Source organism: Microbacterium sp. STN6 (assembly GCF_026410545.1).
Lineage (GTDB): Bacteria > Actinomycetota > Actinomycetes > Actinomycetales > Microbacteriaceae > Root112D2.
In genome coordinates this window covers 445422-460516 of sequence record NZ_JAPMIT010000002.1, presented here as the reverse complement: position 1 = coordinate 460516, position 15095 = coordinate 445422, and the positions used below count along the sequence as shown (strand labels likewise).

Here is a 15095-nt window from a genome sequence, read left to right as displayed (position 1 = left end):
GGCCCCTAGACCTCGAGGAGTTCCGTTTCCTTGCGCTTGAGAGCGTCATCGACCTGGTCGACGTGCGTCTTCGTGATCTGCTCGAGCTCCTTCTCAGCCCGGGCGATCTCGTCGTCGCCTACTTCGCCCTTGAGCGCGTCGAGGTCGTCCTTCGCCTTTCTGCGGATGTTGCGCAGCGCCACGCGCGCGTCTTCACCCTTGCCGCGCACGATCTTCACGAATTCGCGCCGTCGCTCCTCTGTGAGCTCGGGCAGGGTGACCCGGATGATCTCCCCGTCGTTGCCGACCGTGGCGCCCAGGTTCTGCGCGGCGACGAGGGCCTTCTCGATGTCCTTGAGCGCCGACTTGTCGTATGGCGTGACAATGATCATGCGCGCCTCGGGATTCTGCATCGACGCGAGCTGGCCGAGCGGAGTAGGCGTGCCGTAGTAGTCGACGGGGACCTTCTGGAACAGCTGCGGGTTCGCACGACCACTGCGGACCGTGCTGAAGTCTTCCTTCGCGCTCTCCACGGTCTTCGTCATGCGCTCGGTCGTCTCGGAAAGCACATCGGCGATCACGTAAGTACTCCTTCTGCTCGAACAGATTCGCCGTCAGTCGTGGTTCGTCTTCGGGCGCGGCCTGCGTCAGGCCCAGTCTAGTTGGAGACCAGCGTGCCGATCTCGCGGCCCAGCAGGGCGTCTGTCACGTTACCTGCCGGCTGCATGCCGAAGACCTGCATCGGCATACCGTTATCCATGCAGAGACTGAACGCGGTCGAGTCCACGACCTTGAGCCCGCGCTGCAGCGCCTCCTGGTAGGTGATGCGATCGATGCGCACGGCCTTCGGGTCGGTGCGCGGGTCGGCCGAATAGACGCCGTCGACTCCGTTCTTGGCGACAAGTACGACGTCGGCACCGATCTCGAGTGCCCGCTGGGCCGAGACGGTGTCGGTCGAGAAGTAGGGCAGCCCTGCACCGGCGCCGAAGATGACGACGCGGCCCTTCTCGAGGTGCCGTTCCGCTCGGCGGGGAATGTAAGGCTCGGCGACCTGGGTCATGGCGATAGCGGATTGCACACGCGTCGCAGCACCGGCTTGCTCGAGGAAATCCTGCAGAGCGAGCGCGTTCATGACGGTGCCGAGCATGCCCATGTAGTCGGCGCGTCCTCGGTCCATGCCACGCTGGCTGAGCTCGGCTCCGCGGAAGAAGTTGCCGCCTCCGACGACGATCGCGATCTCCACGTCGGTCGCCGCCTGGGCGATCTCACGGGCGAGCGAGCTGACGACATCGGGATTGACGCCCAGGGAGCCGGCACCGAATGCCTCACCGGAGAGCTTGAGGAGAACCCTGCGTCGTTTCGGTGCTTCTGACATTGGCTGTTGCCCCCGTACGTGAGATGTCGATCGTGTTCAAGATACCCGACGGCGGAGCGGGCGGCCCGTGCCGTCAGGCAGAGAAAAGGAGTCCGGATCGCGCTGTGCGATCCGGACTCCTTTCATTGCTGTTAGGCGCCGACCTTGAACCGGGCGAAGCCCGAGACGGTCAGGCCCGCATCGGCAAGTACTTTGCTGACGCTGAGCTTGTTGTCCTTGGCGTAGTCCTGCTCGAGCAGGGCGACCTGCTTGAAGTACGCGCCCAGGCGACCCTCGATGATCTTCGGCAGCGCCGCCTCAGGCTTGCCCTCGCCGCGCGAGATCTCCTCGACGATGCGGCGCTCGTTCTCGACGTCGGCCTCCGGCACGTCCTCGCGGGCGAGGTAGCTCGGGTTGGCGAACGAGATGTGCTGAGCCACGCTGCGCGCGGTCTCGGCGTCATCACCGCTGTAGCCGAGCACGACGCCGACCTGCGGGGGCAGGTCCTTCGACGTCTTGTGCAGGTAGATCGCGAACTTCTCGCCGGTGACGGCGGCGACGCGGCGCAACTCGACCTTCTCGCCCAGGATGGCGGCCTCGTCTCCGATGACCTCCGCGACGGTCTTGGTGGCCGCCGGTGCCGCGAGCGCCTCGTCGAGTGTTGTCGCGCCGGCTTCGATGACCGCGTAGAGAACGCCGTCGGCCAGCGCGATGAACTTATCGCTCTTCGCGACGAAGTCCGTCTCGCAGGCGAGCTCGATCATGTAGCCGACGCCGTCCTTGTCGCGCGCGGCGACGAGTCCCTCGCTGGTGGAGCGGTCGGCGCGCTTGGCGTTGCCCTTCGCACCCTTGAGGCGCAGGATCTCGGTGGCCTTCTCGACGTCGCCGTCGGCCTCCTCGAGCGCCTTCTTGGTGTCGACCATGCCGGTCCCGAGCTGCTCACGCAGCGCCTTGATGTCGGCAATGCTGAAGTTTGCCATTACGTATGTACTCCCTTGAGTATCGAAGACTTACTTGGACTCGGCGGCGGCGTCACCCTGCTGGTCAGCAGCGGCACCGGCAACGTCGGCCTCAGACTCGGTCGCGGCGTGCTCGACGGCCTCGACCTCGACGACGGCGGGCGTCTCGGCGGCCTCAGCGGCCTCCTCCGCGGGAGCCGCAACCTTCGCGGTCTCGACCCCGGTCTGCACGTCGGCGTCGGCGGCTGCGGCCTCGTCGGCGTTCGCCTTGTCGGCCGCGTTCTCGCCCTCAGAGGCCTTCAGCAGTTCGGCCTCCCACTCGGCGAGAGGCTCGACCGCGCCCTCGGCGTCTTCCGGCTTCTGGTGGCGCTGGATGAGGCCCTCGGCAGCAGCATCCGCGACAATGCGCGTCAGCAGTGCGACGGAACGGATCGCGTCGTCGTTACCCGGGATCGGGTACTGCACCTCGTCGGGGTCGCAGTTCGTGTCGAGGATGCCGATGACGGGGATGCCGAGCTTCTTGGCCTCGTCGATTGCGAGGTGCTCCTTCTTGGTGTCGACCACCCAGAGCGCGCTCGGCGTCTTCGTCAGGTTGCGGATGCCGCCGAGCGACTTGTGCAACTTGTCGAGCTCACGCTTCTTGATGAGGAGCTCCTTCTTGGTGAAGCCGCTCGTGGTGCCTTCGAAGTCGAGCTCCTCGAGCTCCTTCATGCGGGCAAGCCTCTTGGAGACCGTCTGGAAGTTGGTGAGCAGGCCACCGAGCCAGCGCTGGTTGACGAACGGCTGGCCGACGCGCTGCGCCTGCTCGGCGATCGCGTTCTGCGCCTGCTTCTTCGTACCGACGAAGAGAATGGTGCCGCCGTGGGCGACCGTCTCCTTGACGAAGTCGTACGTCTTGTCGATGTACGCGAGAGACTGCTGAAGGTCAATGATGTAGCTGCCGCTTCGCTCCGTGAGGATGAAGCGCTTCATCTTCGGGTTCCAGCGGCGGGTCTGGTGCCCGAAGTGAACGCCGCTGTCGAGCAGCTGGCGCATGGTGACGACGGCCATTGCCGTACTCCTGTTCCGATGACGCGCGGGCATCCCGCACACCATCACTCGGTTCTCTGCGACGGGCCGGTCGGCCCGCACATCCTGGTGCCCCGGTCCGCATCCGCCCACACGCAGCCTGATGCTGCTGGTTCCCGAGAGGCTCGGAAGATGTGGGACCGGTGGATGCGGCGCACGTTTGTGGGCACGCGTAGTCACCTCGATGAACGAGATGCGAGGTAAATCTTATCATTGCTCGGGCTCCGCTTCTCACCTCTGCTCCTGCACACGCGGATGCGCGCAGCCGCCCTGCACTGATCAGAACGGGCGCCGCCACCGGGTCTCGTGCTGGCGCAGACTCGACCGCATGTCCAGTCAGTCGCGTCAGCCGCGTCAGCCACGTCAGCCGCGTCAGTCGCGTCAGTCGCGTCAGTCGCTCGGTCGCCGCTCGTGGCGCCGCGTGGCATGGGCGATCGCCGTCGTCAGCGTCGCGTTCGTGCTTGCCGGCGTGCCGTCGGCCGCGGCGGACGCGTCGGCAACCGCTGTCGCCGCGGATGCTCGGGAAACAGCCGCCGACGCGCAGACCCTGACGCCGCCGTCTCCTGCTTCCCATGGCGCGAGTGCGCGCTGGGCGTGGCCACTCGCCCCGCCCTGGCGGGTGCTTCGCGGGTTCGAGGCGCCCGAGACGCGGTACTCGGCAGGGCATCGCGGCATCGATCTCATGGCGGCACCCGGCGATGCGGTGCTCGCCCCCGAGGCCGGCACAATCTATTTCACCGGCCAGGTCGCCGGCCGACCCGTGGTCACGCTCGAGCTCGACGACGCCGTTCTGGTGAGCTTCGAGCCCGTGACGAGCGCATTGGCGAAGGACAGCACCGTGACCCGCGGCGACCGCATCGGCACACTCGCCACGGGCGGGCACTGCAACCTGCACTGCATGCACGTCGGCGTGCGCGTGAACGGTCGCTACGTCTCTCCGCTTCTCTACCTTGGGGGTGTGCCGCGAGCAGTGCTGCTCCCGTTGCACAACTGACGCAGGCGCTCTTTACACAACTGGCAGGCGCCCGCTGCGCAACGCACGCAGGCTCGCTGGGCAACTGACCCGAGTCCGTGCTGAGCAGCGGACGCTGGCCCGTGTCGCGAAGCGGGCGCCGGCCTCACGCCCGTGGGTGTGCCTGCGCGTAGGTGTCCTTCAGGCGCTCGACCGAGACATGCGTGTAGATCTGGGTCGTTCCGAGGCTCGCGTGGCCGAGCATCTCCTGCACCGCGCGAAGGTCGGCCCCGCCGTCGAGAAGGTGCGTCGCCGCCGTGTGCCGCAACGCGTGCGGGCCGGCGGGCCCTCCCCCGGGATACTTCGAGATCAGTCGAGACACCAGCTCGTACACGCTCCTGCCGCCGAGGCGCCCTCCGCGGGCTCCGAGAAACAGCGCAGCGGATGTCGCGTGGCTCGCCGCGAGCGCCGGCCGCCCCTGGCGCATGTAGTCCACGATCGCGGCCTGGGCGGGCACCCCGAAGGGAACGACCCTCTCTTTCGATCCCTTGCCGAGTACGCGTACGGTGAGTCGATCGAGATCGAGGTCGTCGATGTCGAGCGAGGTCAGTTCGGAGACGCGCAGCGCGGAGGCGTAGAGCAGCTCGACGACGGCCAGGTCACGCAACGCCTGCGCCCGCCCGTGCATGTCGGGCGAAACGGAGGCGTCGTGCGCACGCCGGTGCAGGTCGGCGATCATGTCGTCCATCTGCGCGCGCGTCAGAACGCGCGGCAGGGTGCGGTCGGGGCGCGGCGACCGCAGCCGTGCCACGCCGTCGAGGTCGCTCTTGCCCGTTCTGCTGAGCCAGTGGCTCACGCTCCGTGCCGTCGCCGAGCGTCGGGCGAGGGTCGACTTCGCCAGCCCCTGCTTGGAGCACTCCCACAGCCAGTCGCGAAACACGTCGAGCGAGAGTTCATCGACCGTGGTGATCTGCCGCGCGGCCGCGAATGCGGTGAATCCGGCAAGGTCTGAACGGTATGCGCGCACGGTCTGCGGCGAAAAACCGCGTTCGGAACGCAGGTGAACGGCGAACTCCTCGAACGCCGCGCTCAGCTGGGTTCCCATACGCCCAGACTGCCACGAGGCGGCTCGCACTCACGACAGGCGCACCCAGCCACCCGGTCGCTCGCGCACCACGCCATCCAGCTGAAGCATTCCGAGAACCGCGCTGACCTGGCCGAGGGACATTCCGCAGCGCCGAGAGATGTCGGTCGCCTCGCGCGCCGCCCGTTTCGACATGGCATCGAGAACGCGCGTCTCGTCGGCTGTGCGGCCGGCCCGCGCCCTGCTCGGCGCCAGCCCGGGCAGGGCATCCGCTCCGCCCGCAAGCTCCGCCATCTCGGCCGGCGAGGTCACGCACACTGCGTCGTATTCCCTGATCAGACGATGGCAGCCTGCGGATGCCGGGCTCGTGATCGGCCCCGGTACGGCGCCGAGCGGCCGCCCCAGGGCGGCGGCGTGCCCCGCGGTGTTGAGCGACCCCGATCGCCACCCCGCCTCCAGCACGATCGTCGCAGCACTCGCGGCGGCGATGAGCCTGTTGCGTTGCAGAAAACGCCATCGGGTGGGTGCGGCGCCACACGGCATCTCTGAGAACACGACGCCCTCCTCGGCGATGCGGCGCAGCAACGAGTCGTGACCGCTCGGGTAGAACCGGTCGACGCCGCCGGCCAAAAACGCCACCGTCGTGCCCTTGCTCGCCAGCGCGGCTCTGTGAGCCATGCCGTCAATGCCGTACGCCGCGCCGGACACAATGGCGAAGCCGCGATCGACAAGCCCCGCCGCGGCCTCCGCCGCAACGTGCTCGCCGTAACCGGTGCAGGCCCGCGCCCCGACGAGGGAGACCGCGCTGGCCAGCTGAGCGCACGCGGCAAGCGAGCCGCGCATCCAGAGTGCTTGCGGGCGGTGCAGCCCCAGGTCGTCGAGCGCGCTCGGCCACAGCAGATGCGAGGGCGTGAGCAGGCGGCCGTGGAGACGAGCGGCGTCCTCGAAGGCGCGTACGGCCGCGGGCGATGTGACGCGCGGCCTCCAGCGCGCGAGCGCCTCGGCGAGGCCACCTCGGCTTCGCTCCGCGGCCTCCGGCGAAACCTCGCGCACCGCGTCGAGAACCGCCTCCTCCCGCGCGTCGGCGATCAGCTGCGACAACGCGCCGGCGGCGCCAAGCGACTCGATCAGGGCGCCGGCATCCGCATCACCCGGTTCGGCGATGGTGGACCAGGCACCCCGGGCGAAAGCGTCGGCCACCCACGAGTCATCGACCTCCGCCCCTGCATCCTCATTCGCCCCCGCATCCTCCTGGGGCATCACCGCCTCGACGAGCCGTCTGGCCTGGTCCCGGTCGAGACCGAACAACGTCATGTGATTCCTCTTCTCAGATACAGGGCTGCCCCAATGTGCTCGGAGCCTGGTCTTTCCACACCGTCAAGATCGCTCAGGGTCCAGGCGAGGCGCAGCACGCGGTCGTACCCGCGCATGGTGATGCCTCCCCGCTCCAGCGCCCGGTCGAGCGATGCGGTGGTCACATGCCCGAGTCGCCGCTTCCGCTCCCGCAGCCACGGGCCCGACACCTGCGAGTTGAGCGACCATGGTGTGCCGCTCAGCCGCTCCCCGGCCAGAGCGCGGGCGGCGACGACCCGGGCCCTGGCCTCCTCGCTCGTCAAGCGGCCCTCCTCGTCGGCGAGCCGCAGTTGCACAGCAGTCACGCGACGCAGGCGCAGCTGGATATCGATGCGGTCGAGCAGCGGGCCGGAGAGCCGGCCGAGATATCGGCGGCGAACGGATGGCGGGCACGTGCACTCCGAGTCCGGCGCGCCGTACTGCCCGCACGGGCAGGGGTTTGCGGCGAGAACCAGCTGGAACCGACCGGGAAAGCTCGCGACGGCGTTGGCCCGATGGATGGTGATCTGCCCGGACTCGAGAGGCTGGCGCAGAGAGTCGAGAACGGCCGCTGCGAATTCCGGCGCCTCGTCGAGAAACAGCACACCGTGCGCGGCCCTGGCCGCGGCCCCCGGCCTGATCTGCCCGCTGCCTCCCCCGATCATGGCCGCAGCACTCGCGGTGTGATGCGGGGTTTCGAACGGCGGTCGCCGCGAGAGTCTGGCGCCGATCTGCCTGCCAGTCAGTGAGCGCATGGACGTGACTTCGAGTGCCGCCTCGGTGTCGAGGTCGGGAAGGATCCCGGGCAACCGCGAGGCCAGCATCGTCTTGCCCGCGCCGGGCGGGCCAAGCATGAAGAGGTGGTGGCCGCCGGCGGCCGCGACCAGCAGCGCCTGCACCGCGTCGTCGTTGCCGACGATGTCGTGCAGATCGGCATCAACGTGGTTCGGATCAGCGCCGTCATCTCGCGAGTCTGCGGCAGGCTCTGGCGCGTCGTGCGTGACGTGGGAGACCTCGTCCGGGCGCGCGGGCTCGAGTTCACCACCGTGCCACACGGCGGCGTCACGCAGCGAGTCGACCGGTACGACTCTCACGCCGGACACCAACTCGGCCTCCTGGGCGTTCGCGGTCGGCACCATGACGGTTCTGAAGCCAGCCCTCTCGGCGCCGAGAACGGCAGGCAGTACGCCGAGCGTCGGTCGAAGGCGGCCATCGAGCCCGAGCTCGCCGATGTGAACGACGCGGTGCACGGATTCAGCCGGCACGTCGCCCGATGCCGCGAGGCTCGCCATGGCGATCGCGAGGTCGAACCCGGAACCATGCTTGGGCAGGGCCGCGGGCGACAGGTTGACCGTGAGCTTGCGGCCCGTGATCGGGCACCCCGAATTGACGGCGGCGGCCCGCACACGATCCCTCGCTTCGGCGAGCGCCGTATCCGGCAGCCCGATGAGCACGAAGGCCGGCAGCCCGTTCGCGATATCGGCCTCGACCTCGACCAGAGAGCCGGCGAGTCCGTGCAGCGCGACGGCGAAGGTGCGCCCGATTGCCATCAGCACACGCCCCGCAGATGCTCGACGCGAACCTCGTCGCCGCGCGGTGCGATCACCGCGATGGCGTCGATGCGAATGCGCGCGGCCCGCGCCCCTGACTGATCGCACCATGCCGCGGCGAGACGCCGTAGCCGGGCGACCTTGCCGAGCGTGATGGCCTCGAACGGATGCCCAAACGCCAGCGAGCTTCGGGTCTTGACCTCGACGAACACGAGCTCGGAGCCCTGGCTGGCGATGACGTCGATCTCGCCCTGCCTGCATCGCCAGTTGCGGGCGATGACCCGGTAACCGCGTTCCGTCAGGTACGCGGCCGCGATCTCTTCACCGCGCCTGCCCAGCACATCTTTCGCCGCCATCTGCTGCCTCCCACATCGAGAGTGGGGCAGCAGGCAGGCTCAGGATCGCGCCGAATGCCGATCGGTGCGCGGCACGGGGGCGGTGACGGCTGTGGAGGAGGAGCCAGGGACCGCCGTGGCGACGATCCCGGCAAGGAGCACCCGAACCGCCCACTCCTGGCGCTGCTCGCCATCCCCGCTCAGCAGCAGGTCAACCATCGCCGACATGGTGGGATACCGCTCAGGATCCATCGCTGCGTACCGCTCCCTCGCGACCGAGAGGTAGTCGCGCTCCACCAGGTCGTGTGCGTCGCGGCTCACGTGCGCGGTCGACTCGACGGCGGCCGCGGTGGCGTAGAGGCCGATCAGGTCGACCCCCCAGGCGGCGCGTTGCGGCTCGATTCCTGCCTCGACGAGGAGCGACAGCATCCGCTCGCCTGCTGCCACGGCGTTCTCGCCGACGGGGATTGCTCCGGCCAGGCTCAGCGCGAGGCCCGGGTATTGAGAGAACGCGGCGATCTGACGACCGACGAGTGTGACAGCGCGATCCTGCCATGGTGAGGCGGAATCGGTCTCGTAGTCGATGCCGCCGAACACGCTCTCGAGCATGTAGGCGACGAGCTCGTCGCGGTTCGCGACGTAGACATAGAGGGATCCTGCCGCGGTGTCAAGCGCCTCGGCGACCCTGCGCATAGTGACGGCCTCGATGCCGCGCTCCCGAGCGATCCGGAGCGCGGCATCGACGATGGCGCGACGGGACAGGGGCGCTTTCGCGGGGCGGTTGCGTCGGCTCACCGGCTCGGGTTTCTCGGAAGCATTCATATCGATCAGTGTACGTAACGAACGCCGTTTGACAGAAGAGAACCGTTGTCCTAAGCTGCCGAACGTTGTTCGTTACGATTCATGTTCGTCAGAAAGGCTCATCATGACTACAACGACGCGAGAGACGGGATCCCGGCTTTCCGCAGGCCAGCTGGCGATCCTCCTGGTCGTGATCCTCGCCGACGTGCTCGACCTCATGGACTCGACCATTACGAGCATTGCCGCACCCACCATCGTGCGCGAGATCGGCGGTGGCGAATCGCTCGTGAAGTGGCTCGGTGCCGGTTACGCGCTCGCCCTCGGCGTACTGCTCGTCGTCGGCGGCCGGCTCGGCGACCGATACGGCAAACGCCGACTGTTCCTCATCGGCATCGCCGGCTTCACCCTCGCCTCCCTTGCCTGCGGACTCGCGTTCGACCCGAGCGCCCTGATCGTCGCGCGCATCCTTCAGGGTTCGTTCGGGGCGTTTCTGATCCCGCAGGGCATGAGCATCCTCATCACGTCGCTCAACCGCTCCCAGCTGCCCACCGTCTTCAGCGTCTTCGGCCCCGTGCTCGGCGCCTCCGCCGTGCTCGGCCCGATCGTGGCCGGCGTCATCATCGACGCCGACATCGCCGGGCTCACCTGGCGGCCGGTGTTCCTCATCAACATCGCACTCGGCGTCGCGGGCTTCCTCACCGCCATGCGCGTGCTTCCGAAGGACCGGCCGGATGCCTCGCAGCTGGTCGACGGCGTCGGTGCCGGCCTTCTCGGCCTCACCATGCTCGGGCTGATCTACGGCCTCATCGAAGGATCCGACTCGGGCTGGGGAACGCTTGCAATCACGAGCCTCGCGGTCGGCGTCACTGCGTTCCTCGGCTTCTGCCTTCGCCAACGACGGGCCAGAAACCCGCTCATTCTGCCGAGCCTGCTCGGCAACCGCGGCTTCACCTCCGGCCTGATCCTGGGGCTCGGCTATTTCGCAGCCGTCAACGGCTTCGCGTACGTCATCTCCCTGTTCTTCCAGCTCTCCCTCGGGCTGACCTCACTGCAGGCCTCGCTCGCGCTCTCGCCGCTGATGGCCGGCATCATCGTCGCGTCGTTTCTGGCCCGGCCCCTCATCGAGGCGTTGGGGCGCCGTCTGGTCGTCATCGGGCTCACCCTCACGTTCGCCGGCGCGGCCGGCCTCTTCATCACGACCCTTGCCCTCGGCGATGCTGTCAACGCCTACTGGACGATTCCGTCGATTCTCGTGCTCGGCCTCGGCATGGGCTCGTGCTTCAGCAGCATCTACGACGTCGCCATCGGCGATGTGGCCCCACAGGAGGCGGGTAGCGCCAGCGGTTCGCTCAGCGCGGTTCAGCAACTCGCCGCGGCGATCGGGAGCGCTGTCGTGACCTCGGTCTATTTCGGCGAGGCGGCGACCCATTCCGGTCCGTTCGCCTTCATCGTGAGCATCGTGGTGGTCGGCGGTATCGTCGCCGCGTGCGTCGCCCTGGTCTGGCTCCTGCCCAAGCGGGCGCAGGAAGAGCTGCGCTGAGCGGCCCGCAGTACGCGCCGGGCGCTGAGCGCCTACTCGTCGAGCGCGAGCTCCTTGGGCAGCTCGAAGTCCTTCGAGGAAAGCTCCTCGATGTTCACGTCTTTGAAGGTGAGCACGCGCACGCTCTTCACGAACCGGTCGGAACGGTACACATCCCACACCCACACGTCGTTCATGGTCAGCTCGAAGTAGAAGTCGTGCTCGGTGTCGCGGCGCACGAACTCCACTTCGTTGGCCAGGTAGAACCGGCGCTCCGTCTCGATCACGTATTTGAACTGTGAGACGACATCGCGGTACTCCCGATACAGGGCCAGCTCGACCTCGCGGTCGTAGTCGTCGAACTCGTCTTCATCCATTTGCCGACAAGTCTATGCCGGATCACCGCTCAGCTCGCAGGCCGCGCATGCAGCCAGGTGCGGCGGTGCAGGGGGCTCGGCCCGAGGCGCTCGATCGCCGCCAGATGCTCGGCGCTCGCGTACCCCTTATTGCTCGCCCAGCCGTAGTCGGGGTGGGTGTCGTGATGGCCGATCATGAGCCGGTCGCGGTGAACCTTGGCAATGACGGATGCCGCGGCGACCGACGCGCAGTCCCGGTCGCCCTTCACGCGCACAATCACCGGGAGCGCGCTCGTGAGCGCCGGGTTCAGGTAATCGTGGTTGCCGTCGAGCAGGATCGTGGAGTCGGCGATGGGGGCGCCCGCCTCGTGCAGGGCGAGCAGCGCGCGCCTGCCCGCGATCCCGAGGCACGCCATGATGCCGAGCGCATCGACCTCGTCTGCCGAGGCGAGGCCGACCGCCGAGTGCACGACCCACGACGCGCACAGGGGCGCGAGCTGCTCGCGGCGCTTCTCGCTCAGCAGCTTCGAATCGCGCAGGCCCTCGGGAAACGCCCCGACCGACACGTCGATGACCGTCATGCCCACCGCGACCGGCCCCGCGAGAGCGCCGCGCCCCACCTCGTCGCACCCGATGATGTGGCGGATTCCGCGCTCGTGCAGCTGCGTCTCGAGCGTGAGGGTCGGTTCGACGATCACCTGCTGCCGCTCTTCTCCTCGACGTCGGCGAAGACCCCGGGATAGTTGTCGAGCCACGTCCAGCGTGTGGCGGGCCAGCTGATGACGACGGCGCGCCCCACGACATCCTTGATCGGAACGAAGCCCTTGCCTGGCAGGTTCTGGTTGAGGCTGGAATCCTGCGAGTTGTACCGGTTGTCCCCCATCACCCAGAGCTCGCCCTTCGGCACGGTGACGTTGAAGGTGACACGGGCGGCGTTCGTCTCGCCGGGCGGAATGATCGTGTACGGTTCGCGGATCGGCACGCCGTTGATCGTGAGTTGGCCGAGCGCGTTGCAGCAGGCCACGTGGTCGCCCGGCAGGCCGATGACGCGCTTGACGAGGTGGTCCTCGCTGTCGGGCGCCGAGAGCCCGACGATCGACAGCGCCCAATCGACACCCGCGACGATTGGATTGCGCTCGGGGGCGATCGTCGGCTGCAGCCACCCGCCCGGGTCCTTGAATACGACGACGTCGCCATGAGAGATGGGCACGAGAGACGGCTCCAGCTCGTTGACGATGATGCGATCGTTGATCTCGAGCGTGTGCTCCATGGAACCCGAGGGAATGTAGAACGACCTCACCAGGAAGGTCTTGATCAGGAACGAGGCGAGAACGGCGACGACGAAAATGATGACGACATCGCGTACGAAGAGTTTTGCGCTGCGTTTGCGCTTGTCACGCGCGCTGCGTGTGCGCGTCGATGTCGTTTCGTCTGTCATTTAACCGCCCGAGCTCCCGCACCATTCTAGGTGGCGGGAGCTCGGTCGAAACGACAGGGCGCGCTGTGCGGCTTACGCCTGGCGCTTCTCCTTGATCTTGGCCTTCTTGCCGCGCAGCTCGCGCAGGTAGTACAGCTTGGCTCGGCGCACATCACCGCGGGTGACGACCTCGATGTGGTCGATGATCGGCGAGTGCACGGGGAACGTGCGCTCCACGCCGACCTGGAAGCTCACCTTGCGTACCGTGAAGGTCTCGCGCACGCCCTGGCCGGAACGGCCGATGACGACGCCCTGGAAGACCTGGATACGAGAGCGGGTTCCCTCGATGATGTTGACGTGAACCTTGACGGTGTCGCCTGCGCGGAACTCAGGAATGTCTGCGCGCAGCGAGGCCGCGTCAACCTGGTCGAGAATGTGGTTCATGATGATTCGCTCTCTGCAGCCGCCACGGGTCGACTGCGTGTAGTCAGTAGGTTGAGGAAGACGGTGCTCATGCGAACTGCATAGTTCCCCTGTGGCAGAACCCAGTCATGGCACAATCGACCATTCTGCCATGGATGCGCGCCGCTTGGCAAAGCGGGCGCCCCCAGCGCGCGGCGTACGTGCGGATCGGTGGGCACCGACTACGGGCGATGCTCCTCGACGACGATCACCGGGCCGCTGGCGTCGACCGAGGGCGACCGGTGCTCGGCGGAGCCCGCCGCACCGGCTGCCGCCTGCGTGAACGCGTCCATGACGCCCGAGACGCGCCGGCGCGTCTCCGTGACGAGTTGCCATACGGCGAGCCAGAACGCCGCGAGGCCCGCCACGACGATCAGCACTCCGTACCAGGAAACGCCGGGCAGCCGAAGGCCGGTGGCCACGATGGATGCGTGCCAGAGGAGAAGCACACCGGCATCCGCCCACGACACCGCTTTCGATGAACGCACCGACTTGCGGGCGAAGATGAGGCCGGCGACCGCCAGCATGCCAAGCGCGAGCAGCGGCGCGAAGAGCAGCAGTGACAGCGTGTCGCCGGCAGAGCTGCCGAAGATCGCGGTGCCGACGACCAGCCACAGCGGCAGCACGACGGCGGCCACAACCTGCCACCGGTAGATCACCCGACGAAGCAGCATGGGCCCAGAGTAGTCACCGAGGCTGAGCGCGGTCTGCGCGTTTCGGCTCGCCCTCGCCGCGTTCCAGCAGGTCGGGCCGCACGCGTGCCGTGCGCTCGAGCTGCTGCTGCCTGCGCCATGCATCCACGCGGCCATGATCGCCGCTGAGCAGCACATCGGGAACCTGAAGGCCGCGCCAGCTCGCCGGCTTCGTGTACACCGGGTACTCGAGCAGGCCGTCTTCGTGGCTCTCCTCGACGAGGCTCGCGGGGTTGCCCACGACGCCCGGAATGAGCCGGCCGATCGCCTCGACCATGGCGAGCACCGCGACCTCTCCCCCGTTGAGCACGTAGTCGCCGAGGCTCACCAGGCGAACCCGCGCCACGGATGCCGCGTGGTCGATCACGCGCTGATCGATGCCCTCGTAGCGTCCGCACGCGAACACGAGGTGGCTCTCGGTCGCAAGCTCGCGCGCCATCGCCTGCGTGAACACCTCGCCTGCGGGCGACGGGAAGATGAGGAGGGGTGCGGTAGCGGAGCTGTCCGCGATGCTCTCTGCGTCGAGGATGGTGTCGCCGAGGCTGGTGTCGCCGAGGATCGCGTCAAGGGCCTCGCCCCACGGCTCGGGCTTCATGACCATGCCGGCGCCGCCGCCGTACGGGGTGTCGTCGACCGTGCGATGCCGGTCGTGCGCTCTCTCCCGAAGGTCATGCACGCGGGCGTCGATCAGCCCGGACCTGCGCGCCTTGCCGAGCAGCGAGATGTCGAGCGCGTCGAAGTACTCGGGGAAAATCGTGACCACGTCGATGCGCATGCCCCGATTGTATTCGCGGCCTGGCGAGCACCTGTGAATAGACTGTGCGCCATGTACATCGTGCTGGCAGTGCTGCCTCTTGTGCTTCTCATCGCGGCGCTCGCGGACATCATCACGCGGCCCGACTGGCAGGTGCTGCACCTGCCGAAGATCGTCTGGGTGCTTCTCGTGATCCTGATCCCGCTCGTCGGCAGCATCCTCTGGTTCGCGATCGGCCGCGAGTACGCCGGGCGCGGCGGCACGAGCCAGGCGCCGGCGCCGCACGCGGCGGGAGTGGCGACGCCCGACGCGAGGCCGGCAGGGTTGCCCCCGCGCTCGCGGCTCAGCACCGAGCAGCAGCTGGAAGAGCTCGAGAAGGAGTTCGCCTACTACGAGGCGCAGGAGCGCATCCGTCAGCTGGAAGCAGAGATCGAGGAGCGTCGCAAGCGCTCTGAGACGGAGCCGGATTAGTTGTAAACCG

At 67.8% G+C, this 15095-nt stretch carries 18 protein-coding genes; 3 read left to right on the top strand and 15 right to left on the bottom strand.

The window, feature by feature from the left end; translation table 11 throughout:
• Positions 1-5: 5 nt before the first annotated feature.
• The 4 genes from frr to rpsB all read right to left on the bottom strand — a co-directional run bounded on the left by frr (position 6) and on the right by rpsB (position 3342).
• Positions 6-560 carry a ribosome recycling factor gene (frr, locus tag OSC27_RS07560; RefSeq protein WP_267180830.1) on the bottom strand — a complete coding sequence of 185 codons (555 nt, stop codon included), beginning with the start codon at positions 558-560 and terminating at the stop codon, positions 6-8.
• A gap of 77 nt (positions 561-637) precedes the next feature.
• A complete protein-coding gene (gene pyrH / locus OSC27_RS07555) occupies positions 638-1354 on the bottom strand; it encodes a UMP kinase (RefSeq protein ID WP_267180829.1) in 717 nt (238 codons plus the stop codon).
• Between the two features lie 131 nt (positions 1355-1485).
• The gene (gene tsf, locus OSC27_RS07550) at positions 1486-2313 is read right to left on the bottom strand and encodes a translation elongation factor Ts (protein ID WP_267180828.1); all 828 of its coding nucleotides are present in this window, start codon (positions 2311-2313) and stop codon (positions 1486-1488) included.
• Positions 2314-2343: 30 nt separating this feature from the next.
• Positions 2344-3342 carry a 30S ribosomal protein S2 gene (gene rpsB, locus OSC27_RS07545; protein ID WP_267180827.1) on the bottom strand — a complete coding sequence of 333 codons (999 nt, stop codon included), beginning with the start codon at positions 3340-3342 and terminating at the stop codon, positions 2344-2346.
• A gap of 439 nt (positions 3343-3781) precedes the next feature.
• Here rpsB and OSC27_RS07540 point away from each other — a divergent pair, with 439 nt between their 5' ends.
• Entirely contained in the window at positions 3782-4354 is a 573-nt protein-coding gene (locus OSC27_RS07540; protein ID WP_267180826.1) for a M23 family metallopeptidase, read from the top strand.
• A 124-nt stretch (positions 4355-4478) separates the two neighbouring features.
• Here OSC27_RS07540 and OSC27_RS07535 read toward each other — a convergent pair whose 3' ends face one another.
• The 5 genes from OSC27_RS07535 to OSC27_RS07515 are packed head-to-tail and all read right to left on the bottom strand — an operon-like array spanning position 4479 to position 9435.
• A complete protein-coding gene (locus OSC27_RS07535; protein ID WP_267180825.1) occupies positions 4479-5417 on the bottom strand; it encodes a tyrosine-type recombinase/integrase in 939 nt (312 codons plus the stop codon).
• Positions 5418-5447: 30 nt separating this feature from the next.
• Entirely contained in the window at positions 5448-6710 is a 1263-nt protein-coding gene (gene dprA, locus OSC27_RS07530) for a DNA-processing protein DprA (protein WP_267180824.1), read from the bottom strand.
• Positions 6707-8278 carry a YifB family Mg chelatase-like AAA ATPase gene (locus tag OSC27_RS07525; protein ID WP_267180823.1) on the bottom strand — a complete coding sequence of 524 codons (1572 nt, stop codon included), beginning with the start codon at positions 8276-8278 and terminating at the stop codon, positions 6707-6709. The genes dprA and OSC27_RS07525 overlap by 4 nt, the downstream gene beginning before the upstream one ends.
• The gene (locus tag OSC27_RS07520; RefSeq protein WP_267180822.1) at positions 8278-8634 is read right to left on the bottom strand and encodes a YraN family protein; all 357 of its coding nucleotides are present in this window, start codon (positions 8632-8634) and stop codon (positions 8278-8280) included. The genes OSC27_RS07525 and OSC27_RS07520 overlap by 1 nt, the downstream gene beginning before the upstream one ends.
• A gap of 39 nt (positions 8635-8673) precedes the next feature.
• Positions 8674-9435, bottom strand: coding sequence for a TetR/AcrR family transcriptional regulator (locus OSC27_RS07515; RefSeq protein ID WP_267180821.1), 762 nt, complete (start codon positions 9433-9435; stop codon positions 8674-8676).
• A gap of 103 nt (positions 9436-9538) precedes the next feature.
• Between OSC27_RS07515 and OSC27_RS07510 the strand changes: the two genes are divergently transcribed.
• Positions 9539-10954 (top strand): MFS transporter, encoded by a 1416-nt coding sequence (locus OSC27_RS07510; RefSeq protein WP_267180820.1) that lies wholly within the window; start codon positions 9539-9541, stop codon positions 10952-10954.
• 32 nt (positions 10955-10986) lie between these two features.
• Here the strand turns inward: OSC27_RS07510 and OSC27_RS07505 are convergent, their stop codons facing one another.
• The 6 genes from OSC27_RS07505 to trmD form a co-directional block, all read right to left on the bottom strand.
• Positions 10987-11310 carry a DUF2469 domain-containing protein gene (locus OSC27_RS07505; RefSeq protein ID WP_055813042.1) on the bottom strand — a complete coding sequence of 108 codons (324 nt, stop codon included), beginning with the start codon at positions 11308-11310 and terminating at the stop codon, positions 10987-10989.
• A gap of 29 nt (positions 11311-11339) precedes the next feature.
• The gene (locus OSC27_RS07500) at positions 11340-11987 is read right to left on the bottom strand and encodes a ribonuclease HII (RefSeq protein WP_267180819.1); all 648 of its coding nucleotides are present in this window, start codon (positions 11985-11987) and stop codon (positions 11340-11342) included.
• Positions 11984-12727, bottom strand: coding sequence for a signal peptidase I (lepB, locus tag OSC27_RS07495; protein WP_267180818.1), 744 nt, complete (start codon positions 12725-12727; stop codon positions 11984-11986). Before lepB ends, OSC27_RS07500 begins: the two co-directional genes overlap by 4 nt.
• A gap of 72 nt (positions 12728-12799) precedes the next feature.
• Positions 12800-13150, bottom strand: a complete 351-nt coding sequence (rplS, locus tag OSC27_RS07490; RefSeq protein ID WP_267180817.1) for a 50S ribosomal protein L19 — start codon at positions 13148-13150, stop codon at positions 12800-12802.
• Positions 13151-13350: 200 nt separating this feature from the next.
• Positions 13351-13842: an MFS transporter gene (locus OSC27_RS07485; RefSeq protein WP_267180816.1), complete on the bottom strand. Its 492-nt coding sequence runs from the start codon at positions 13840-13842 to the stop codon at positions 13351-13353.
• Between the two features lie 13 nt (positions 13843-13855).
• A complete protein-coding gene (trmD, locus tag OSC27_RS07480; protein ID WP_267180815.1) occupies positions 13856-14635 on the bottom strand; it encodes a tRNA (guanosine(37)-N1)-methyltransferase TrmD in 780 nt (259 codons plus the stop codon).
• A 51-nt stretch (positions 14636-14686) separates the two neighbouring features.
• Here trmD and OSC27_RS07475 point away from each other — a divergent pair, with 51 nt between their 5' ends.
• Positions 14687-15085: a PLD nuclease N-terminal domain-containing protein gene (locus OSC27_RS07475; protein WP_267180814.1), complete on the top strand. Its 399-nt coding sequence runs from the start codon at positions 14687-14689 to the stop codon at positions 15083-15085.
• Positions 15086-15095: the final 10 nt, after the last annotated feature.

Bases quoted from the DNA above. Each gene is read 5' to 3' on its own strand.
- pyrH (WP_267180829.1), bottom strand. From the start codon at position 1,354: ATGTCAGAAGCACCGAAACGACGCAGGGTTCTCCTCAAGCTCTCCGGT.
- tsf (WP_267180828.1), bottom strand. From the start codon at position 2,313: ATGGCAAACTTCAGCATTGCCGACATCAAGGCGCTGCGTGAGCAGCTC.
- rpsB (WP_267180827.1), bottom strand. From the start codon at position 3,342: ATGGCCGTCGTCACCATGCGCCAGCTGCTCGACAGCGGCGTTCACTTC.
- OSC27_RS07535 (WP_267180825.1), bottom strand. From the start codon at position 5,417: ATGGGAACCCAGCTGAGCGCGGCGTTCGAGGAGTTCGCCGTTCACCTG.
- dprA (WP_267180824.1), bottom strand. From the start codon at position 6,710: ATGACGTTGTTCGGTCTCGACCGGGACCAGGCCAGACGGCTCGTCGAG.
- OSC27_RS07525 (WP_267180823.1), bottom strand. From the start codon at position 8,278: ATGGCAATCGGGCGCACCTTCGCCGTCGCGCTGCACGGACTCGCCGGC.
- OSC27_RS07520 (WP_267180822.1), bottom strand. From the start codon at position 8,634: ATGGCGGCGAAAGATGTGCTGGGCAGGCGCGGTGAAGAGATCGCGGCC.
- OSC27_RS07515 (WP_267180821.1), bottom strand. From the start codon at position 9,435: ATGAATGCTTCCGAGAAACCCGAGCCGGTGAGCCGACGCAACCGCCCC.
- OSC27_RS07510 (WP_267180820.1), top strand. From the start codon at position 9,539: ATGACTACAACGACGCGAGAGACGGGATCCCGGCTTTCCGCAGGCCAG.
- OSC27_RS07505 (WP_055813042.1), bottom strand. From the start codon at position 11,310: ATGGATGAAGACGAGTTCGACGACTACGACCGCGAGGTCGAGCTGGCC.
- lepB (WP_267180818.1), bottom strand. From the start codon at position 12,727: ATGACAGACGAAACGACATCGACGCGCACACGCAGCGCGCGTGACAAG.
- rplS (WP_267180817.1), bottom strand. From the start codon at position 13,150: ATGAACCACATTCTCGACCAGGTTGACGCGGCCTCGCTGCGCGCAGAC.
- OSC27_RS07485 (WP_267180816.1), bottom strand. From the start codon at position 13,842: ATGCTGCTTCGTCGGGTGATCTACCGGTGGCAGGTTGTGGCCGCCGTC.
- trmD (WP_267180815.1), bottom strand. From the start codon at position 14,635: ATGCGCATCGACGTGGTCACGATTTTCCCCGAGTACTTCGACGCGCTC.
- OSC27_RS07475 (WP_267180814.1), top strand. From the start codon at position 14,687: ATGTACATCGTGCTGGCAGTGCTGCCTCTTGTGCTTCTCATCGCGGCG.